General features: G+C 39.8%; 21 protein-coding genes. All 21 read left to right on the forward strand.

Translation table 11 applies throughout. The features are described 5' to 3' along the window. Window positions 1–13: 13 nt before the first annotated feature. Entirely contained in the window at window positions 14–463 is a 450-nt protein-coding gene (locus tag K6V30_RS12080) for a BT0820 family HAD-type phosphatase (RefSeq protein WP_224207314.1), read from the forward strand. Continuing rightward, window positions 460–2,013: an MATE family efflux transporter gene (locus tag K6V30_RS12085; protein ID WP_224207083.1), complete on the forward strand. Its 1,554-nt coding sequence runs from the start codon at window positions 460–462 to the stop codon at window positions 2,011–2,013. Before K6V30_RS12080 ends, K6V30_RS12085 begins: the two co-directional genes overlap by 4 nt. Beyond that, a complete protein-coding gene (locus tag K6V30_RS12090; protein WP_224207084.1) occupies window positions 2,010–3,233 on the forward strand; it encodes a Coenzyme F420 hydrogenase/dehydrogenase, beta subunit C-terminal domain in 1,224 nt (407 codons plus the stop codon). Before K6V30_RS12085 ends, K6V30_RS12090 begins: the two co-directional genes overlap by 4 nt. Then, on the forward strand, window positions 3,230–4,351 hold the full coding sequence (locus K6V30_RS12095) for a polysaccharide pyruvyl transferase family protein (protein ID WP_224207085.1): 1,122 nt from the start codon (window positions 3,230–3,232) through the stop codon (window positions 4,349–4,351). Before K6V30_RS12090 ends, K6V30_RS12095 begins: the two co-directional genes overlap by 4 nt. Before the next feature lie 73 nt (window positions 4,352–4,424). Next, complete coding sequence (locus K6V30_RS12100; protein ID WP_224207086.1) at window positions 4,425–5,432, forward strand: glycosyltransferase family 2 protein; 1,008 nt, start codon at window positions 4,425–4,427, stop codon at window positions 5,430–5,432. A gap of 206 nt (window positions 5,433–5,638) precedes the next feature. After that, complete coding sequence (locus K6V30_RS12105; RefSeq protein WP_224207087.1) at window positions 5,639–7,279, forward strand: phosphoethanolamine transferase; 1,641 nt, start codon at window positions 5,639–5,641, stop codon at window positions 7,277–7,279. A 190-nt stretch (window positions 7,280–7,469) separates the two neighbouring features. Beyond that, window positions 7,470–8,357: a glycosyltransferase family 2 protein gene (locus K6V30_RS12110; protein ID WP_224207088.1), complete on the forward strand. Its 888-nt coding sequence runs from the start codon at window positions 7,470–7,472 to the stop codon at window positions 8,355–8,357. Further along, a complete protein-coding gene (locus K6V30_RS12115) occupies window positions 8,345–9,391 on the forward strand; it encodes a glycosyltransferase family 2 protein (RefSeq protein WP_224207089.1) in 1,047 nt (348 codons plus the stop codon). Before K6V30_RS12110 ends, K6V30_RS12115 begins: the two co-directional genes overlap by 13 nt. A gap of 23 nt (window positions 9,392–9,414) precedes the next feature. Beyond that, entirely contained in the window at window positions 9,415–10,254 is an 840-nt protein-coding gene (locus K6V30_RS12120) for a hypothetical protein (protein WP_224207090.1), read from the forward strand. A gap of 8 nt (window positions 10,255–10,262) precedes the next feature. Then, entirely contained in the window at window positions 10,263–11,261 is a 999-nt protein-coding gene (locus K6V30_RS12125; protein ID WP_224207091.1) for a glycosyltransferase family 2 protein, read from the forward strand. 11 nt (window positions 11,262–11,272) lie between these two features. Then, on the forward strand, window positions 11,273–12,589 hold the full coding sequence (locus K6V30_RS12130) for a hypothetical protein (protein WP_224207092.1): 1,317 nt from the start codon (window positions 11,273–11,275) through the stop codon (window positions 12,587–12,589). Next, complete coding sequence (locus K6V30_RS12135) at window positions 12,573–13,703, forward strand: glycosyltransferase family 4 protein (RefSeq protein ID WP_224207093.1); 1,131 nt, start codon at window positions 12,573–12,575, stop codon at window positions 13,701–13,703. The genes K6V30_RS12130 and K6V30_RS12135 overlap by 17 nt, the downstream gene beginning before the upstream one ends. Continuing rightward, complete coding sequence (locus K6V30_RS12140; RefSeq protein ID WP_224207094.1) at window positions 13,700–14,803, forward strand: glycosyltransferase family 4 protein; 1,104 nt, start codon at window positions 13,700–13,702, stop codon at window positions 14,801–14,803. The genes K6V30_RS12135 and K6V30_RS12140 overlap by 4 nt, the downstream gene beginning before the upstream one ends. Before the next feature lie 8 nt (window positions 14,804–14,811). Further along, window positions 14,812–15,942 (forward strand): glycosyltransferase, encoded by a 1,131-nt coding sequence (locus tag K6V30_RS12145; RefSeq protein ID WP_224207095.1) that lies wholly within the window; start codon window positions 14,812–14,814, stop codon window positions 15,940–15,942. A 29-nt stretch (window positions 15,943–15,971) separates the two neighbouring features. Then, entirely contained in the window at window positions 15,972–16,595 is a 624-nt protein-coding gene (locus tag K6V30_RS12150; protein ID WP_374214788.1) for a sugar transferase, read from the forward strand. A gap of 3 nt (window positions 16,596–16,598) precedes the next feature. Next, window positions 16,599–16,874, forward strand: coding sequence for a PqqD family protein (locus K6V30_RS12155; protein ID WP_117899559.1), 276 nt, complete (start codon window positions 16,599–16,601; stop codon window positions 16,872–16,874). Continuing rightward, complete coding sequence (locus K6V30_RS12160; RefSeq protein WP_224207096.1) at window positions 16,871–17,977, forward strand: nucleotidyltransferase domain-containing protein; 1,107 nt, start codon at window positions 16,871–16,873, stop codon at window positions 17,975–17,977. The genes K6V30_RS12155 and K6V30_RS12160 overlap by 4 nt, the downstream gene beginning before the upstream one ends. Next, window positions 17,974–18,855 (forward strand): phosphoenolpyruvate carboxykinase, encoded by an 882-nt coding sequence (locus K6V30_RS12165; protein WP_224207097.1) that lies wholly within the window; start codon window positions 17,974–17,976, stop codon window positions 18,853–18,855. The genes K6V30_RS12160 and K6V30_RS12165 overlap by 4 nt, the downstream gene beginning before the upstream one ends. A gap of 21 nt (window positions 18,856–18,876) precedes the next feature. Next, window positions 18,877–19,674 carry a polysaccharide biosynthesis/export family protein gene (locus K6V30_RS12170; RefSeq protein WP_224207098.1) on the forward strand — a complete coding sequence of 266 codons (798 nt, stop codon included), beginning with the start codon at window positions 18,877–18,879 and terminating at the stop codon, window positions 19,672–19,674. Window positions 19,675–19,702: 28 nt separating this feature from the next. Further along, window positions 19,703–22,057, forward strand: coding sequence for a GumC family protein (locus K6V30_RS12175; protein WP_224207099.1), 2,355 nt, complete (start codon window positions 19,703–19,705; stop codon window positions 22,055–22,057). A 27-nt stretch (window positions 22,058–22,084) separates the two neighbouring features. Then, on the forward strand, window positions 22,085–22,303 hold the full coding sequence (locus tag K6V30_RS12180; protein ID WP_224207100.1) for a hypothetical protein: 219 nt from the start codon (window positions 22,085–22,087) through the stop codon (window positions 22,301–22,303). Window positions 22,304–22,329: the final 26 nt, after the last annotated feature.

Consider the following 22,329-nt stretch of genomic DNA (forward strand, 5'->3'; position numbering starts at 1 on the left):
CCCCTGAATGATTATGGTCATAGCAGTAGATTTTGACGGAACCATTGTGGAGCATAAATATCCGTATCTCGGTAAAGAGATTCCGTTTGCCATCCTTACTTTGAAGCGTTTACAGAAGGAGCAACATCAACTGATATTATGGACAGCACGAGAAGGTAAACTATTGGAAGAAGCTGTGAATTTTTGTTCTGATCGTGGACTGGAGTTTTACGCAGTGAATGCCAATCATCCTGATGAAGAGACAAAGACGTATTCTGCTCCCTGTAGAAAGTTGAAAGCCGATTTGTTTATCGATGACCGTAATGTAGGTGGCTTACCCGATTGGGGTGAGATATATGAAATGGTGAGTAATGGATGGAGCAGTCGAGATTATTTTAGTAGCCGGTATTCACCAGGAGAGTCAGAGAAGCGATCAAGGTTACGAGCGTTTTTGGATTCTTATTTTTCTAAAGCAAAGCGATGAGTACAGAATACAATATCCCCAAAACAAACAACAAGCGGATTGCAAAAAATACACTCATGCTCTACATGCGCATGATGTTCAGTATGTTGGTGTCGCTTTATACCTCACGCGTGGTGCTGAACATGTTGGGGGTAGAAGATTATGGAATCTACAATGTGGTTGGTGGATTTGTAGCTATGTTTTCATTAATCTCCAATTCGCTATCTGCTTCAACCGGTCGTTTTCTGACTTTTGAATTGGGAAAAGGAGACATGCAGCGATTAAAACAAGTTTTTTCTACTTCACTGACTATTCATGCAATATTAGCAGTTGCCGTTCTCCTACTTGCAGAAACTATTGGCATTTGGTTTTTAAATGAAAGGATGACGATACCTACAGTTCGTTTGCATGCAGCCAATTGGGTTTTTCAAGCTTCTGTTTTTGCTTTTATGATGGGGCTCTTTTCCGTGCCTTACAGTGCATCAATAGTTTCACATGAAAAGATGAGTTTTTTTGCTTATTTGGGGATTTTTGACGTACTTATGAGGTTGGGTGTCGTGCTCTTCATTGCTTATTCACCTTGGCAGTTTGATCGGTTAATCATATATGCCATGTTGTTGGTTGGTGTGAGCGTGATTTGGCAATTAGCCAACATGGTATATTGCAGTAGGCATTTTCAAGAGTGTAAATTGCAGTTCGCTTTCCATTCAGACAATTGGAAAGAAATGAGTTCTTTTGCCGGGTGGAATTTTATAGGCTGTACAGCTGGATTGCTGAAAGATCAAGGCGTTAATTTGCTTTTAAATCTTTTCATGGGGCCGGTGCTTAATGCTGCCCGTGGTGTTGCCTTATCGGTCAATACGGCTGTGGGTAGTTTTGTTGGTAATTTTATGGCCGCTTTAAGTCCGCAAATTACTAAATCGTATGCTGCCGGAGAATACTTCTACATGATGTCGTTAGTAGAGCGGGGGGCCCGTTTTTCTTTTTACATTCTGTTTTTATTGGCATTGCCCATACTATTTGAAACGGAATTTATTCTGACTTTATGGCTGAACGACTTTCCGCCACATACCGTAAATTTTGTGCGACTGATATTGTTATTGTCATTGTCTGATGTATTATCTAATACATTGATAACTCTGCAGAATGCTACAGGAAAGATTAGAGATTATCAGATTACCGTAGGTGGTGCATTGATGCTGAATTTTCCGGTTTCATATCTTTGTCTAAAGATAGGTTGTGTACCGGAGAGTGTGTTTATAGTGGCCTTGATTGTATCGGTGTTGTGTCTGATACTTCGACTCTTGTTTTTGCAACGGATGGTACAGCTTTCAGTAAAGCAGTATTTATATAATGTATGTTTGAATGTGCTGTATGTGTCATTGATGGCTGCGCTTATACCTACACTGGTTTACTTTCAAATGGAAGAGGGGTGGGTACGTTTCTTGAGTATCATATTTTGTTGTGTGGTATGCAGTTCTCTTTCTATTTATTTTGTAGGATGTTCGATTTCTGAGCGTAAGTTTATTACAGATAGGGTAAGAGTGATGAAGAAACGAATTATCGGATGATAAAGGTAAAAGATAAATCCGCTTGTTGTGGTTGCGCTGCCTGTGTGCAAATCTGTCCCAAACAGTGTATCTCATTGGATGAGGACAAAGAGGGCTTTCTGTATCCTACAGTCAATCGTAACCTATGTATTGAGTGCGGTAAATGCGAAGCGGTATGTATAGAACTTCATTCTTTTGAAGTACGCGAACCTTTGAAGGTTTTTGCAGCTCAACATTTTGATGAATCGGTACGGGCAGCAAGTTCTTCCGGAGGTATTTTTACACTGTTGGCTGAGGCCGTCATAAATGATGGTGGAGTAGTTTTTGGTGCCCGTTTTGACAGTGATTGGAGCGTGGTACATGATTTTACGGAAACCCATGAAGGATTACAGGCATTCCGGGGTTCAAAGTACCTTCAGAGTAGAATAGGAAATACATACCGGCAAGCCGAAAAATTCTTGAAGGCGGGTAGAAAAGTACTGTTTTCGGGTACTCCCTGTCAGATAGCCGGTCTTAAACGGTATTTGCACAAAGATTACGAGAATCTGTTGACTGTTGATTTTGTGTGTCATGGTGTGCCCAGCCCATTGGTTTGGAAGAAATATTTAGAGGAAACCATCGCACGTCAGTGCGAAAAAAATACAGTTTTGCTTCACTCTAATCCCTTGATTTCTGAAAGAGGTAGCATGGCAGGTATTCGTAAGCGGAAGATAGACGCTATTTCTTTCAGAAATAAGAACTTAGGATGGAAAAAATACAGTTTTGCTCTCACTCTCTCCGAGGTGACAACCGACGGAGAGAAAAATACAGTTTTGCTCTCGACTATATTCCCGGAGAACGAGTATATGCAGGCATTCCTTGCCGATTTTTCATTGCGTCCCAGCTGCTACGCTTGTCCGGCAAAAGGAGGCAAGTCGGGAAGTGACCTGACCATCGGTGATTTTTGGGGGATTGAGAAGATAGCTCCCGAGATAGATGATGATAAAGGATGCAGTTTAGTAATAGTTCATACGGATAAAAAGGTGAACAGGTTGAGCAATAATTCAATTTTATCGGAAATTTCTTTGAGGCAAGACCCTTTTAAAGGCAATCCGAGCTATTATATATCCCCTTATCAACCTGTTAATCGGGCTTTCTTTTTCAGTCAGTTCGGAAAGAATGGCTTCTGTAAGGCATGGAAAAAAACGATGTCTACTAAATTACAGGACCGCATACTAAGAAAGATTTATCAGCTTTTATGAAAATAGCTATCATTACATTGCCATTGAATACCAATTACGGAGGTATTTTGCAGGCTTATGCGCTACAGACTGTATTGCAGCGTATGGGGCATGATGTGCAGCATTTGCAGCCGAAGGTTGAGTTTCATCCGCTTCATCCGGTTTGGAAGATGCCCTTTGTCTGGTCAAAACGGTTACTGAGGAAATGTTTTGGGGGAGAGTGGAGATTACCCGTATTTGAACATCCTCATCGTTGGATACGTAGATACACGGATGTGTTTATTTACAAGCATATAGAAATGCGCCCTTTGTCAGATGAAGAATGGAATGCATCTTTAGCGAAAGACTATGATGTTTTTATGGTGGGCAGCGATCAGGTTTGGCGACCTTGTTATGCTTTGCCCTTAGAAAGGTATTTTTTATCTTTTTTGGATGACACAGGCTCTAATCCACGAATAGCCTATGCAGCTTCTTTCGGTACTGAAAATTGTGAGTTTTCAACTAATCAAATACTTGATTGCAGAAAGCTTTTGCAGAAATTTTCATTTGTTTCTGTGAGAGAACAGTCTGGAACGGAAATCTGTAAACGGATATTTGGTGTAAATGCCAGTCATGTATTAGATCCCACCTTGTTGTTATCTAAGGATGATTACTTAAAACTGATACAGGACCAGAGCCCAAGCAAAGGGAATCTGATGGTTTATATTTTAGATGAAACACCAGATACCCGGCTTTTTATAAGTCAGATAGCAGCATCGGAAAAGTTGATTCCGTTTAATACAAATTATTCATTAGGAAATCGTTTAGGAATTCCGCAGCTGCCAGTGGAAAATTGGCTTCGTGGATTTGTAGATGCTAAACTCATTATTACAGATTCTTTCCATGCTTGTGTGTTTGCTATTATTTTCAATAAGCCTTTTATATGTATAGGCAATAGTGAGCGTGGTATGGAACGTTTTCATTCATTGTTGGACTTGTTTGGATTACAACATTGCTTAATAAACTTAAACTCATTTTGTGGAGTTTCTTTTATAGATTGGAATAGTATTAATAATAGATTAGAAGAATTCCGCGAGTGCTCTTTGAAAGATTTAAAAAGAGTATTAAAAACTTTTGAGCGTGGTCGTGAGTCGAATTAGTGTATTGTTTACGTTATGAAAATTGAAAGGCAGTTGGATGCAATTTATAAATAGTGTACCTTTCTATAATTTTATGAAAAGAGAATCCCCGTTAGTATCAGTTGTTATTCCAATGTATAATGTTGAGAATTATATAAAGAAATGTGCTTCTTCACTGTTTGAGCAATCATTGTCCAATATTGAGTATATTTTTGTGAATGATGCGAGCACTGATTCTACAGTTTTAATTTTGGAAAAAATACTTGATTTATATCCAAATCGAAAAAATCAAACAAAGATTATATCTCACTCAACAAATAGAGGAAGTGTCGTATCTAGACATACAGGGTTACAGTCATCAAGTGGAAAATATATATTATTCTGTGATAGTGATGACTGGGTGTCTCCGGAAATGCTTTTGCGTCTATTAATGGAAGCTGAGGGTGGGCAATATGACATAGTTTATTGTAATTATTTGGTAGTTAGTCATGGTGAAAATAGAATCTGCGTACAAACGGTTTATTCCTCAAAAATAGCGTATATTCAAGCTATTATTGCAGGCGAGTTGGGAGGATATCTTTGGAATAAACTAGTTAAGAGAGAATTGTACGAGCGTGTGGCTTTCAGTATGGGCTGTGACATGTGGGAGGATTTATATATTAGCATCCAATTGTTTTGTTATGCTGAAGCTGTAGGGTCAGTAAACGCTGCTTTTTATTATTATAACCAAGAAAATTTAAATTCAATTGTACATTCATGTAGCCCTAAGCGTTTATATGCCATGGTTGAGAATGTACGTTTAATAGAATCCTTTTTAACATCTTACAATATAGAGATGAAAACTTATTTGGAAAGTCGCAAAATGTATTGTAAGAACTTAATGATAGTTCAAAATGTAGCAGTACAGAAATGGAATATGATTTTTAAAGAAGTCAACCTTTTGTTTTGTAGGAATCAGAATATTCCATTTTATATCAGAATGATAGCTTATGGCTTGAATCATAATGTTTTTATTGGATATAATATCTATTTGCTGATTAAACGACTGATAAGGCATATCAGATACAGTGTGATGATATTAACTGATCATCGTTCTACATAATCTACAGATAGATATAGGGCTGTTGAAGTGCTTAAGTGAATTAACTTCTAAGTTGAGCGCTCTAATGTAATTGATTCTATAGTAAGTAATCTTGTTTTATATAGTTTTGTAAAAATAATATTTTTGTAAAAAATAGTAGTAGCATTAATGTTCTATTAATTTGATGGAGAATATAATGCCTGTCTGTTTGTGTAATTTTATAAATTATGGTAAAAAGAATCTTGGAAGCATGCAAAGAGAGAAGTATCATTACTCTGAATGAGCATTTGTTGATTTTTCTATTGATGTTTTTTGTGAGTGCTACTGAAATACTCTTATCTGGAAAAATTTCATTATTAACAATAGTAACCTCAATATCTTGTGGATTATTTGAGTCAGTATCTTTATTTATACCTTGTCTGCTCTTGTCTAAAAGACTAAATATAATATATACTTCACTATTATTAATTATATATGAATTAAGTCTAATTATAGCGCTTATAAGTTATGGCTTTTATGGTAAAGTAATGGTCAGTGAGGTTTGCGTGTTATTTTTGGAAACAAATTTAAATGAGGCTGTAGAATTTTTGACAGGTTATCTTCGTCATGTAAATGTATTACATATAATTTTAGGTTCAGTTTCTCTAGTTTTTATTGTTCATGCAGCAACATTTGTAGTTGGTCTGTATATTAGAAGTAAAATAGGAATCTTGTTAAAATGGATAGCATGTACTTATCTCTTTCTGCTTTTATTAGTACCTTATCATCCGGAATTATATGTAAATATTGTACCTCTACAAATTAAAGCTGTTTTAAATACAAGAATAAACTTATCAGAGTACATAAAAGATGCACATTTGGAAAGGAAAAGAGATAGTAGACCAGATAATATTATATTAATTATCGGTGAGTCACATAATAAGAATCATAGCTCTTTATATGGTTATAAAAAAAATACTAATCCCTTATTAGGTAAAAGAAACCAGAATGGAGAACTGTATGTATTTGATAATGTTGTATCACCAGCAACTACTACCATACCTTCCTTTAAATATATGATGAGTACTTATAATTATCAATCTAAGATGCAGTGGTATAAAGAGCAGACATTGGCACAGATAATTAAAGAATCAGGTTATACATCATATTGGTTTTCTAATCAAGGAAAATACGGATTTTGGAATAATGTAATAGTAAAATATGCAAAATTATTTGATGAATCATTCTTTTGTGATGAATTGTATACCGAAAATAATGAGATAAAATATGATGAAGAAGTATTGGCATTAAGGGAGAAATTTGAAATAAAAGATAGAATTCCTAAATTTATTGTTTATCATTTGATGGGTTCTCACCCTGATTTTAGACTGAGGAGTCCTCAAAACTTTAAACTGTTTGATTGTGATGATTACGTTTGTAATAATGATTGTTACAATAGTCAGGTTTTGGCAGAATATGATAATTCAATATATTATAATGATTTTGTTGTTAACAGTATTATATCTTGTTATCAGGATAGTAATTCTTTAGTCATATATTTATCAGACCACGCATTAGATTTATTTCAAACAGATTGTGACTATGCCGGGCATGCAAAAGCAAATAAGGAATCAACAAAAGTTGGGGTTGAGATACCATTTTGGATTTATGTATCACCTAAATTTAAGAAGAATAATCCTCAAATGGTTGAAAGAATAAACAACAGCAGGAATAAACCTTTTATGACTGACGACTTGATTTATGTTATTATGGATATAATGGGGGTTGAATTTAAGGATAACCCTAATAAAGTTTCTGAGCACAGTTTTTTGAGTATTAAGTATAAGAACCGTATAAGAATAATAAATGGTTTTAATATAGACAACTAAAGTACGCTGATATTTATTTGATACAAAAGCAGTCAAAATATGGCTATTGATTGAAAGTTCTATCTTTTCATCCAATCAATGTTAAATACAAAATTAGTTAATAAAGTTCATTTAGGGTTCTACAATGTATCCGTTCAAAGGAGGAATGTTCTAAATTGATTACTAATAATAAATTTACAATTTGCTACTAATGATGAGAAATATTGCTGTTATTATAACCGTTTATAATCGGATTGATAAAACTATAGCATGTTTGGATGCTGTTTTTAGTCAAAGAGAAAAATATCATTTCTTTAATGTAGATGTTTACCTAACTGACGATGGAAGTACTGATGATACTTTGAAAATACTGCAACCCCGTTTTTCTAAAGAACCATTATCTATTTTATCAGGTAGCGGAAATATGTTCTGGAATGGTGGTATGATTCATTCTTGGAAGGCTGCCATAGAGCATGGAGGTTATGATGGATATTTATGGCTGAATAATGATACAATAATATTACCTGACTTGTGGAGTGAGTTGCAGGAAGCTGATGAATATTCTAAAGAAAAGTTTGGTAAAGGTGGTATTTATGTGGGGTCTACTAAAGATTCGTTAACTGGACAATTTACCTATGGGGGATTTGATTTTACCAGTAAATGGACTTTAAAGGATAAGTTTTTATATCCTAACGGAAGTTTTCAGTTCTGTCAATGTGCTCATGGAAATGTGACTTATATTTCTCATGATGTAGTAGAAAAGATGGGGATACTATGTGAACAGTATCTGCATGGTGGAGGTGACCATGATTATACTTATTTGGCGTATAAAGCTGGCTTTCCACTTATCGTTTTAAAAGATTATGTGGGAATTTGTGAGAATGATCATCAACAAGGTGGATATGCCGATTTTCTTTCCATGTCACTTAAGCAGAGAATTAAATATCTCTATTCTCCGCTAGGCTTTAATTTACACAATACGCTTCTGTTGCAAAAGAGATGTTTTCCTTATCGGTATCCTTTTGTATGGCTGATGGGATATTTAAAGGCTTTTTTTCCTAAAATGTATTTTAAAATATATAGCCAATGCAGAAATTAAGGATTCAAGCTCCTATTATATCTATTATAATTCCAGCATATAACAGCGAGAAAACAATCAACAGATGTATTGATAGTATCTTACTGCAACGATTTTCTGATTTTGAATTGTTATTAATTGATGACGGAAGTACTGATTCTACAGGATTTATTATTGATAGTTACTGCAAAAAGGATAATAGAATACATGTATTTCATACAAAGAATTTCGGGGTTAGCAGTGCGAGAAATCTAGGCTTGCGAAATGCCGTTGGAAAATGGATTACTTTTGTAGATAGTGATGATTGGCTTGACTTAGATTATATAGAAAAATTATATGAGTCAATACCTAATATCGATAAGTGGAAAGGATTGGTTGTTCAAGGATACTCAAGGGTATTACAAACAACTGATGGTAACATTGAAACTATTTGTCCTACTATTAAGGGATTACACAGCCTTTCTGAAGAAAAAGATTTATTAAGTGTTGGCAAGTTGGATTTAACTCGGTTTAATTTTACTGTTGGAAAATTAGTCTCTAAAGAAATTATAGAGAAATATCAGGTATATTTTGATGAACAAGTTTCCTTTTTAGAAGATTTATTATTTTATTTGGAGTATATCAAATATATAGATAGTTTTTCAGTATCTACAGCTACAGGATATAAATATGTTGTATGTAATTCCGATTCATTATCATATAAACACTATCCAGCAGAAAAAGAATACCATACTTATTATATGTTATTGCAGAAGGTTAATGAAGTTCAAACTATACACAAACTAACCAATGTTAATATTAATAATTTAACGAGATGTGCAGAACAATATATTATTAGAGTGTGTAGGAGTTTATACTATAGCCCATATAGAAAGAATAGTTCTTCGAGAATTAAGTTTTTAAAGCAGCTATTTTCCTGTAAAGAGTTTTACCGAATAGTAAGAAAACGGAATGGAAGTTTCGTGGATATATTTTTCTGCATTTGTTGTAGTCTTAGGCTATGGTTTATAGCAGATATTTTTTATAGTAGCTGGATTAAAATCCATAAACACTAGAATCCGGTATAAGTAGCATGAAAATGATGAAAAGAGTATTTATTGCTTACGGAGATGAAAACTGTGCTTATTCGCTTCGGCGTATTACAAAGCAAGCCAAAAGAATAGGAGTTTTTGATGAAGTAATTTCCATGGCTCCTCAAGATTTGCCTAGTTACATTAAAAAGTCCATTTTGATGCGTCATTCTTATGGTGGAGGATATTGGGCATGGAAACCATGTATCATCAAAGAAATTCTCTTAAAGTATGATGATAACACTGTGGTGTGCTATGCTGACGCAGGTTGTACTTTAAATAAAGGTATTGAATGGACGTTATATTTTGAATTAATGAAAGACTACGACATGATATGCTTTAAATATAGAGATGAGTATCCTCAATGGGCAAAGTTCGGAAGCACTTCAACAAAGATTAAGCATTGGGGGAAAAAGAATACGCTTTTATTTTTAGATGATTTGTTGAAAGGAAAGCAATGGAGGGAATGCAACAAAATTTGGGGAGGATTATTATTTGTCAAAGGGAAAAGCAATCCAATCATCAATGAATGGCTTGATGTAACACTAGCGCACCCGGAAATTATTATTGACCCCGATCAGGATGAAATGAAAAATCAATATCCTTATTTTGCTCTTCATAAACACGATCAAGTTATTCTAGTTGCCTTGGCTTATAAATATAAAAATAAATGTCTTGTGCTGCCTGAATTGTCGGAAACTTGTGGAGAGAATGTAGCTGTGTTTGCCTCCCGCATTAGGGCAAGAAATATAAAAGAATATATAGTGCTGAGAATAAAATATTGGGGACGTAAAATATTAGGAAATCGTTCTTTTGAACGTATAAAACGGTGGCTTGGTAAAAAGTAGTAAATATTATGCTGAAAGTGTCAGTAATCATTCCTGTCTATAAGGTAGAAGCCTTTATTGAACGCTGCGCCCGGTCTTTGTTTGAACAGACTTTAAAGGAGGATGTGGAATTCATTTTTGTGGATGATGCTTCTCCTGATTATAGCATTTCGAACATACATCAGTGTCTGGATGATTATCCAGAACGGAAACAACAGACGAAGATTTTAGTTCACTCTCAAAATCAAGGTTTGCCTTCTGCACGAAACACGGGATTACAAGTAGCTAGTGGCAAATACGTTTTTCATTGTGACAGTGATGATTATTTAGACGGTGGTGCGTTGGAACTGATGTATGCGGCTGCAGAACAGAGCCAGGCTGATATGGTGTGGTGCGATTGGTATTTATCGTTTGCTCACAACGAACGGTATATGAAGCAGCCCAAGTATGATTCGCCTATCGAAGTGTTAAAGGGAATGTTAGGCGGATCCATGAAATACAATGTTTGGAATAAGTTAGTTAGCCGTCGTTTGTATACAGATAATCAGATTACTTTTTCTGACGGGCATGGAATGGGAGAAGATATGACGATGATTCGCCTAGCGGCTTGTGCCAAAAGAGTCTGTTATCTTCCACAGGCTTTTTACCATTATGTACGGCAAAATGAGCATGGGTTTACCCAGGTTCGACAACCGGCTGGCATCAATTATCGGCACTTGGAGGATTTGAAATGGAATATAGAACGAACTACGAACTTTGTGGCTCAGAAATGGGGCAGTCAAGTGGAAAAAGAATTGGCCTTCTTTAAACTCGAAGCCAAATTTCCCTTTCTGATTTCGGAAGATACTGAACGCTATGCTTTGTGGCAGTCTTGGTTTCCCGAAGCTAATCCATATATCTTGCAAAATCATTATATTTCTTTCCGAAGCCGCATGTTGCAATATTGGGCATCAAAAAAGCAGTTTTGGATAGTGCGGCTTTATTACCAAATCCTGATGAAGTTAGTATATGGTGTTCTTTATAAATAAAGAGTAGAAGCATGGTAAAATATATTTCTACAATTTGCGTAACTGTACTTACGAGTTTGTTTCTGTTTCCTATTGAACTGAAGGCTTTCCCGGGGATGAATTCCAAGAAGTTTTTGGCGGCTGTGGGGCTCGTGTGGTTTTTCATCAATTTGGGAAAATACAGAACCGGACGTTTCAGCAAAGATATGGTGATTCTCTCTTTGCTAGCTGTTTCCGTTTCATTGGCCGGATTGATAGCGGTGACTTATAATGAAACGCCCGATTATGCCTATGCCACTTATATTACCTCCATGTGGGTGTGGATGGGAGCTGCCTATGTAGTGGTACATAGCATCCGATTAGTGCATGGCAGTGCCTCAATTTGGCTTGCAGGCAATTATTTTATTGCAGTTTGCTTGATTCAGTGTATCATGGCCTTATGGATAGACTCTTCTATGGAATTGAAGCAAGCCGTTGATTCAGTGATAGAGCAGGGACAGGACTTTCTGAATTCCCACAACGTAGAACGGTTATACGGTATCGGTGCCAGCCTCGATGTGGCAGGCAGCCGTTTTGCTGCCGCCTTGGTCTTGCTAGCTTTTTTCCTGTTATCCATGGAACAGACTCGTTTTCGAAGTTGGATGTTTTTCTATATACTGGTCTTTGTCTTCATTGCGGTAGTAGGAAACATGATAGCGCGTACTACTACAGTAGGTTTGTTACTGGCTATTGGTTATCTACTCTATAAGTCGGATATCTGGTGCTTGCAGCTGTCGGCTGAAAGCCGTAAGTTATGGTTGTATTTAGGGGGAGTACTCTTGCTTACAATTCCTCTATGTGTTTATCTGTATCAGCAGGATGCAATCTTCAGAAGTAATTTACGCTTTGCGTTCGAAGGGTTCTTCAGTCTGATAGAAAAAGGGGAGTGGCAGGTAGCTTCTAATGAAAGACTGCAGAACATGTATGTATTTCCAGACAATCTGAAAACCTGGCTGATAGGTGACGGTTATTTTAGCAATCCTTATAATATAGATCCCTATTTTACCGGCCGCTTTGTAGGAGGTTATTATATGAGTACAGATGTGGGGTATCTGCGCTTCATATTCTATTCCGGCTTAGTGGGATTGGCAGCAATAACGGCAGTGGTCTGGAAGGCTTGCCTTATCTGTAGAAGCCGGTTTGAGGCACAGAAAGAACTGTTCGGACTCTTTCTGTTAGTCAATTTACTGGTCTGGTTTAAAGTGTCTACCGATATTTTCCTGATTTTTGCCTTATTCATGATGGTGAATCAGGATGAAAATGATACTTACAACCGGAAAATATCTTTGGCAAATGAAAATACTCTATAACATAGCCGGTACCTGCCATTCCGGTGGCATGGAACGTGTCTTGGCCAATAAAGCCAATTACCTGGTCAATCAGGGGATGGAGGTCGTTATTGTGACCACAGACCAGCAGGGACTTCCTCCGTTTTTCTCTCTGGACCAACGGATACGTTGCGTGGATTTGTGTATAAACTATGAGGAAAACAACGGAAAATCTCTTTTTAATAAGCTGTTGCATTATCCGCTGAAACAATGGAAGCATAAGAAAAGGCTGACAAAAATACTGATGCAGGAACGCCCCGACATCACCATTTCGATGTTTAACAACGATGCCGGCTTTATTACGGATATTAAGGACGACAGTAAAAAAATACTGGAAATTCATTTCTCCAAGTTCAAACGCCTGCAATATAATCGTAAAGGCTGGTGGAGGTGGGTAGATGTATGGCGTACCAAACAAGACGAGAGGATTGCCCGACGCTTTGACCGCTTTGTCGTGTTGACAGAAGAGGATAAAGCGAACTGGGGGGATATGGATAATATCTGTGTGATTCCCAATGCGAATACTTTTTCTACTAAACAGACTTCTTTATTAAATACCCGAAAAGTAATTTCCATAGGCCGTTACAGTTATCAGAAAGGATTTGATCGCTTAATCAAAGCCTGGAAGACGGTTAACCGTGTATGTCCAGAGTGGACATTGGATATTATCGGTGAAGGAGAGGAAAAAAGTAAGTTGCAGTCTTTGATTTACCATGAGAATCTAGATGGCAGTGTGAGATTAATGCCGGCTACATCGGATATTATAAATGTGTATTTAGGGGCATCTGTGGTTGCTATGTCTTCACACTATGAAGGTTTGCCTATGGTGCTCTTGGAAGCACAATCCCTTGGCCTTCCAATCGTAGCTTTTGCATGTCAGTGCGGACCAAAAGACATTATCTCGGATGGAGAAACGGGATTTCTTGTACCAGAGGGAGATGTGGAAGGGCTTGCCGAAAAATTGATAACAGTTATAAAAGATAATGTTCTGCGATTATCCATGGGAAAACAGGCCAAAGAAGCTTCGCGCCGCTATGAAGAGGAAGCTGTGATGCAATTATGGATGGATATTTTTCAGACTGTAATGAAAGCATGAAAACGATAGTCGTATCTGCCGTGACTTTGCGAAAAGGAGGTACTCTAACCATTCTTAGGCAATGCCTGAATTACTTGTCTGAACTGGCTGTTCATGGAGATTATCGTATAGTAGCATTGGTCCACCGGAAAGAATTGGTGTTTTATCCGAATGTTGAGTATATGGAAATGCCGGATATGATTCAAGGGTGGGGAAAAAGATTATGGTGTGAGTATGTAACTATGCGTAGAATATCCCGGCAACTTGCACCGGTATATCTTTGGTTGTCTATGCATGATACGACTCCTAATGTACAAGCAGAGCGTCAGGCTGTGTATTGCCAGACATCTTTTCCTTTCTTAAAAGGAAAGTGGCAGGATTTGATTTTTGACTATAAAATTGTGTTGTTCACTTTATTCACAAGGTTTGCTTATCGCATCAATATACATAGAAACCGTTATTTGATAGTGCAAGCTGAATGGTTGAGGAAGGGGTTTTCCAAAATGTTTGGTTTGCCGAAAGAGTTGTTTATCGTGGCTACACCCGAACGGATGGAAAAAGAAACGATTATAAAAGATAATCAACAGAGCCACATTTATAACTTTTTATTCGCTGCTACCCCGGATTGTCATAAGAACTTTGAAACGCTTTGCCGTGCAACGGCTTTGCTTGAAAGGGAACTGGGTGTAGGAAAGTTTAAAGTGATTTTAACCATATCCGGTAATGAGAACCGATATGCCAGGTGGCTGTATCGTCATTGGGGGCATCTGAAATCAATCGAGTTTGCCGGATTTATGAGCAGGGAGCAGCTTTACCTGAATTACGCCAGCGCTCATTGTCTGGTGTTTCCTTCGAGGGTAGAAACCTGGGGTCTGCCTATCAGCGAATTTGCGGCATTCGGCAAGCCGATGTTGCTGGCTGATTTGCCTTATGCGCATGAAACCGCTGCCGGAAGCCGACAGACGGCGTTCTTTAATCCGCAAAGCTCGGATACATTAAAGATGCAGATGAAGCGTCTTATAGAGAGAGATTTTTCTTTTTTGAAGGAGATTCCCCATCAGGTTCCTGCAGAACCTGCCACAAACACATGGAAAGAATTATTCGATCTGTTATTACAATAAATTTAAGAATGAAAAAAGAGAATCCAAGTATTCTTCAACTCGGCAAATTCTATCCGATTAAAGGAGGTGTGGAGAAAGTAGCCTATGATTTGATGACAGGACTCTCCACCAATAAAATTCACTGTGATATGTTATGTGCTACTGTTGCAGGCAAAGGAAAAACGATCCGTTTGAATTCCTATGCCCGACTGATGGAATGCCATTCGTGGGGAAAGGCTGCTGCTACCATGATAGCTCCTTCCATGATTACGGTGCTTCGGAAAGTCTGTCCGTCTTACGACATTGTACATGTGCATCATCCCGACCCGATGGCGGCTTTGGCATTGGCTCTTTCCGGATATAAAGGAAAGGTGGTGCTGCATTGGCACAGTGACATTCAGAAGCAGAAATATCTGCTAAGGCTGTACCGTCCGCTACAGGATTGGCTGTTGCGGAGGGCTGACCTCATTGTAGGTACTTCACCCGTATATTTGGATGAATCGCCTTTTTTGAAGAACGTACAGCAAAAGACCGTCTGTCTGCCGATAGGAGTTCCTCCCATTCTTTCTGAACCGGAAGCTGTCGATAAGATACGCCAGCAGTATGGCGGAAAAAAAATAGTCTTCTCTTTAGGACGGCTGGTGGCTTACAAGGGGTTTACTCATCTGGTGGAAGCTGCCCGGTTTCTGAAGGATGATTATGTTGTTCTGATTGGCGGTACAGGAGTATTGGAGCAGGCATTAAGCCAGCAAATTAAAAGGCTGGGGCTTGAAAACAAGGTTGTACTGTTGGGCAGGATTCCGGATAAAGACCTGCCGGCCTATTTCGGAGCGTGCAAGGTGTTCTGTTTGCCCAGCGTACAGAAGACAGAGGCTTTTGGCATTGTACAGATAGAAGCCATGTCGTGCGGAAAACCGGTGGTAGCCACTCGGATTCCACAGTCGGGTGTGTCGTGGGTGAATAAACACGGTGTGTCCGGACTGAATGTAATGCCGGGTAACGCCGGTGAACTGGCTCGTGCAATACAGGATATAGCAGACAACGAGTCCGTTTATGACAAATATTCCATGGCTGCAAAAAACAGGTATTGGGATATCTTTACCAATGAACACATGATAGACAAATGCAAAAGAATCTATAATAATTTATGGGAAGGATAAAAGAAGTAGTTTTGGATGCGGAAGAAAGTATGACTGTTGCTTTTAAGAAGGAACAGCGGATGTCTTTGGCATCCTGTTGGGTAAAAAGAAGTTTTGATATAGTAGGAAGTATAGTCGGATTAACCGTCTTGTCTCCGGCATTTATTGTCATAGGAGTATTGGTCAAACGGGAGGATAAAGGCCCTGTCCTGTTCAGGCAAGAACGTATCGGCTATCAGGGAAAGCCGTTTACTCTTTATAAATTCCGCTCTATGACGGCAACTGCCGAGTCTGACGGACGTCCGATGCTCTGTCAAAAACATGACAAGCGGCTGACCCGCATCGGCAGGTTTCTGCGGGAGCACCACTTGGATGAGTTGCCACAGCTTTGGAATGTGCTTAAAGGAGATATGAGTTTTGTAGGACCTCGGCCGGAACGCCGTTTTTTTATTGACAGGATTATTTCGATCAATCCTAACTATAGGCTTCTATATCAATTACGTCCGGGATTGTTTTCAACGGCAACACTCTATAATGGGTATACAGATACCATGGAGAAAATGTTGGAACGGTTACGCATGGACTTGGAATACCTGAATAACCGTTCTTTGTGGACAGATATTAAAATAATATTTCAAACCGTATGGGCAATTGCTTCGGGTAAAAAGTTTTAAGAGATGAGAGTACGGAATGATTTGAAGCTTAGAAAAATCGGAAATAAGTACGTTTTGGTGGAAGTACGTGACAGCCATGCCAACCTGACCGATGTATTCACCTTGAATGCCACGGCGGCGTGTCTGTGGCAACGGATGTGTGAAGGAGATTTCACTGATCAAGAACTGGCAGAATGGGTATGTGAGCGATTTGAGGTCAATATTGATACGGCTCTGGGAGACATCAACAGACAGCTGAATGAGTGGAAAAAGTATAACTTGTTGGTACAAGATAAATGAGCGAACTTCAATATAGCAATCACATCACAGATGCCTTTCTCGTTTTATTAAAAGCGGGTTTATGGGAGAAGGATTTGGAAAGCCTTTCCTGTTTTCCCTTGACCTCTGAAGAATGGCATGAAGTGTATCAGCAGGCTCTTTGCCAGACTGTGAGCGGCATAGTCTACCGAGGAATTATCCGCTTGCCTGATCATCTGATTCCTCCTGAGGATATTCTGTTGCGTTGGGTAGTTCGGGTGGATGCCATTGAACAGAGGAACCGACACATGAATGAGGTGGTAAATGAACTTTGTTCCCTCTTTAAGAACGAGGAAATACGGACCGTCTTACAGAAAGGCCAGGGGGTAGCCTCACTCTATGAATATCCTCTGATGCGGGAATGTGGTGATATAGACCTGTATTTTCCGAGCAGGAAAGAGAGGAATAAGGCTGACTTGTTTGTTCGGCAGCAAGGAATACAGACCGGTAAAGGGGCAGACGGAAGCATTCATTATGATTGGAAAGGTGTGATTGTGGAACATCACAGCCGGCTGTTGGATTTGTATAGCCCTTTTCGGCAAGATTATCTGAATCAATTGGAAAAAAAGATTGGATTTTCCACGATCAGACTTTTGAAGGAGGATGACAGAGAAGTGACAGTAGCTTCATCTGTGCTGAATCTGCTGATGCTGAACGTCCATATCTTAAAGCATGCCATGGGATTGGGGGTCGGACTGCGACAACTATGCGATATGGCACGCGCTTATTATAAGTGGCACGGAACCATGGAAAAGCATGAACTATGTGAAATATACAGGAAAACCGGCTTGGTCAGGTGGAGCAATCTGCTGCATAGTGTTTTGATGGAATACCTTGGAGTACCGGTCTTTTGTCTGCCGGATGATATAGACAAGCATGAATCTCCTTTGCCTTTGTTTCATATCATACAGCAGGGTGGAAATTTCGGTCACTCTTCTGTCTGCCGTTCGATATCAAGAACTGAGTGGCAGCGGAAACTGTTTACGGCACAGTCCTTCTTCCGGAATGTCCGTTTTGTTTTTCGGTATGCGCCTTGGGAAGGTGTAGGCATGGTATCCACATTATTGAAAGGGCAGGCAAGATGAACGAAACGTATCATTATTGTATAGCGGATTTTCGTTTTTCCGTTTCCTGTATTTTGGATTTAGACAATCTGTTGCCTTCCTTTTCCACATTCCGTACCAAGTCTTGCTGTAAAGAAGAAAGACTGTTTGTCATGGATGTGTTACCCCGGATTCCTGAATCTATGGATGATATGGTGGAAATGGATGTTTCTGACAATGACATGGGACAGGTTCGGTTGTTGGGTAACCCGGATAGCTACTGCATCGAACTGAAATATGAAGACGGAATGGTTCATAGAATGCAGGCAGATAAATCCTTCACTTCTATCCAGGTACAGCTTTGTAGGCAGGACAGGTATCTTGGTGAGGCACTCAGTTCGATGCTGCGAATTGCCTTTTCGCAGGCGATACTCAGCTACGGAGGAATTTCGGTTCATGCATCGGCTGTGACACGTATGGACAGTACTTATCTGTTTATGGGCAAAAGCGGGACAGGAAAAAGCACACATGCCTCCCTTTGGCTCAACTGTTTTCCGGACAGCGAATTGCTGAACGATGACAATCCCATTATTCGTATTCAGAAACAAACTGCTTATGTGTATGGAAGTCCATGGAGCGGCAAAACACCTTGTTATAAGAATAAACGAACCCGGCTCGGTGGTGCTGTCAGATTGGTTCAGGCCAAAGAAAACCGTTTCATGCTGCAAGAGAGTGAAAATGCTTTCATAACCTTGCTGCCGGGATGTTCAGTCATACACAAAGACATTGTATTGTACAATCATCTTTGCAATACGTTAATTGAACTGATAGCTGTCATTCCGGTTGGTGTTCTGCTATGCAAGCCGGAACAGGAGGCTGCCTTAACATGTGAAGTAGCATTCAAAGCCACCTTAGCTTAGTGTAAATAAAATTAATTGATAATGAAGAAGAGAAATAATTTAATTTTTGGGATGGCCTTTCTTATCTTGCTATCCTCTTGTTCCCCACAAAATTTCGTGTATTGGAAAAACATACAGAGTGAAGCCAAATGCCTGGAAAATGAACGTTATGAGGCCATCATTCAAAAGGATGACAGGCTCTCCATTCAGGTAAGCAGCAAGAATCCTGAGTTGGCCATTCCTTTCAACAGACAGGGAGGAACTTTTTATCTGACAGAGGATGGAACAGTTTCCGCTTCTTCGGAAGGAACGGCAACGGTTAGAGAAAAAGGCTACCGTGTGGATGTGGATGGCAATATTGAATTTCCTATTCTTGGCAAACTCCATGTAGGAGGATTGACTTTGAATGAAGCTACGGAAATGATTCAACAGAAAATCAAAGAAGGCAACTATATCAAATCGCCTTTGGTATCCATAGAAATACTGAATTTCAAGTATACCGTGTTGGGGGCAGTCGGAAATACCGGCACATTCCGGGTGGACGGCGACCGCGTCACTTTGGTAGATGCCATAGCCAATGCGGGCGATCTGGCTTCGAATGCCCGCGTGGACCGTATTCAGGTAATCCGGACTGTGAACGGTGAAAGAAAAGTTTTTATGCACGACTTTGGGGATGAATCTCTGTTTTATTCTCCGGCATTCTATCTGCAACAGAACGATATTGTATACGTAGAGCCCAAGTTCCGGAAAAAGAGTAATGAAGACCGCGGTTTCCAATATGGAACTCTGCTGCTTTCGCTGGTTACCACGATTTGTTCTATCCTATGGGCTACCAAATAACCCGATTTTTTTATTATCTGTAACATATATGAATCAAACGAACACATCTACAGCTTCAGGAAAAGAACAGGGTCTTAATTTAGTAGACATGCTGGTCTTTTTCCTTTCCAAATGGAAATGGTTCCTGCTGTCTGTCCTGTTATTCGGAAGCTTGGCCTGGTTGAAGTATGCCCGCTCGTCGCTGGTGTATTTCCGGCAGGCTACGGTCATCATCAAGGATCCGAGTAGCAAGCCTTATACGGCGGGCGGACTGAACCGTTATGATAATTTTGTCAATAAGGTGAACGTTGCTAACGAACTGTTGCAGTTCCGATCTAAAAAATTGATGCGTGAGGTGGTAAGCCGGGTGCATGCGGACATCAGTTATCAGATACAGGACGGACTCAGACGGAATGAACTTTTCACACGTTCCCCCATTGCAGTCCGGTTTATCGATGCTACTCCTGAACGGAGTGTCGCTTTTACCATTATTCCCAAAAATGAAAAAGAAGTGCTTCTTTCTCCATTGACGGGTAATGATACGGATAAGGTACTTACCGTGGCAATGAATGATACGGTGGCTATTGGTGATTTACATATTGTTGTCACTCCCACTCATTTTTATAAGGGGGCTTGGCTGGGGAAGTCGATTCTGGTTCAGAAAAGACCTTTGGATGCAGTTACTGCTTATTATCAGGCAGCGTTGGGCATCCGGCAGGAAGAATCTGAAGCATCCATTCTCACCCTTTCCTTGAAAGACAATTCACCGGTTCGTGCCGAAGACGTGTTGAACATGCTGATAACCGTATATAATGAGGAAGCCATTCGGGACAAAAATCAGGTAGCCGTGAATACCGCTGAGTTCATCAATGAACGTCTGATCATCATCGGACAGGAACTGGGTGATGTAGAGACAGACTTGGAATCGTTCAAACGGGATAACAAGATGGTGGATATTGCAACCTCTGCCAACATGTTTATCTCTGAATCTCAGAAGTACAATACTGATGCCTTGGAACTGGAAACACAATTGCAGCTTGCACGGTATATCAAGGATTATCTGACGGATGCCAGAAAAGAGACAGACCTGATTCCTGCCAATACAGGTATCAGTGATATGAATATCGAAAGCCAGATCAGCCAATATAATGCCATCAAGCTCAAACGGGACAAGCTGATAAACGAAAGCAGTGACAGCAATCCGGTGGTGGAGGAACTGAACAATGCGCTTCATGCCATGAAGCAGAGTATTATCCGGACTGTGGACAACATGATTGTGGGCATCAACATGAAACGGAACGATGCACAGAGCCGGGAGAAGCTGGCGCAGAGCCGAGTCGCATCCATTCCTACGAAAGAAAGGCAGATGCTCTCTATTGAACGGCAGCAGAAAATTAAGGAATCGCTTTATATGTTTCTGCTTAATCGTCGTGAGGAAAATGCTTTGTCGCAGGCCATGGTGGACAACAATGCACGGGTCATTGACAGTGCTGACGGCAGTGATGCCCCTATTTCTCCCAAGCGTAACCGTATTCTGTTGCTGGGGGTGTTGCTGGGTCTGGCGGTGCCTGGAGTGGCGTGTCTGCTGATTCTCTTTTTGGATACGCGGGTGCATAGTCGAAAGGACATGGAAGGTTGTATTAGCATACCGTTTCTCGGTGAGATTCCGGAAGACAAGGAGCAGACGAAGCGGAAGGTGGTTCAGGAGAAGCTGCCGATGACGGTGAGCGAACTTGATGATGATGTGGTGTCTGAAGCGTTCCGCATCTTGCGCACCAATATGGATTTTATGAGCAGGAAGGATCATCCTACTCAGGTCATTACGTTTACTTCATTGAATGAGGGGGCCGGAAAAACTTTTATCTCCCGTAACTTGGCCATGAGTCTGGTTCGTGCCAAGAAACGGGTGATTCTGTTAGATTTGGATATACGGAAAGGAACACTGAGCCGGTTGTTCAAATTGAAGAAAACCGGTATGACGAATTTCCTAGCCGATAATTCCATCCGGGTAGATGATGTGATTCAGCGCGGTGAGCAGTTTGATATCATCGCTTCGGGTACCGTGGCTCCGAATCCGGCGGAACTGCTGATGGATGAACGGCTGGATGAGCTGGTCAATGAACTGCGCTCGCGGTATGATTATATCATAGCTGATAGTGTGCCGGTAGGTATCATAGCCGATGCTACTATTACTAACCGTATAGCTGACCTGACTGTTTTTGTGGCACGTGCGGGTAAACTGGACCGTCGACAGTTGCCGGACATCGAACAATTGTATCAGGAAAAGAAATTGAAGAATATGGCTATCGTACTGAATGGGGCGGATTTCCGTCATCGCTATGGCTATCGGTATTACGGTTATTACGGAAACTATAACTATGGTGCAAACAAGAAAAAGAAATGATCAAGGTTTAAAGTAAAGTTATAAGAAATGAACGAACAGAGAAAAAAGAAGTATGAGACACCTGTAACGACGCATGTACAGGTAGAAGTGGAAAACTCGATTTGTGCTGCTTCAGTGACTCCAGAGAAAGGACAAGATGTGGCTACAGACCGTCATGTGGACATCAATCAGCAGATAGATGGAGGTGATTGGAATTTTAATACAGGGGGTGGTCTTCAGCCGGGTGATAATACTGGTTGGGATTAATGATAGACAGAGTGATACATCCATTT

The organism is Bacteroides faecis (assembly GCF_020091505.1).
Classification (GTDB): domain Bacteria; phylum Bacteroidota; class Bacteroidia; order Bacteroidales; family Bacteroidaceae; genus Bacteroides; species Bacteroides faecis.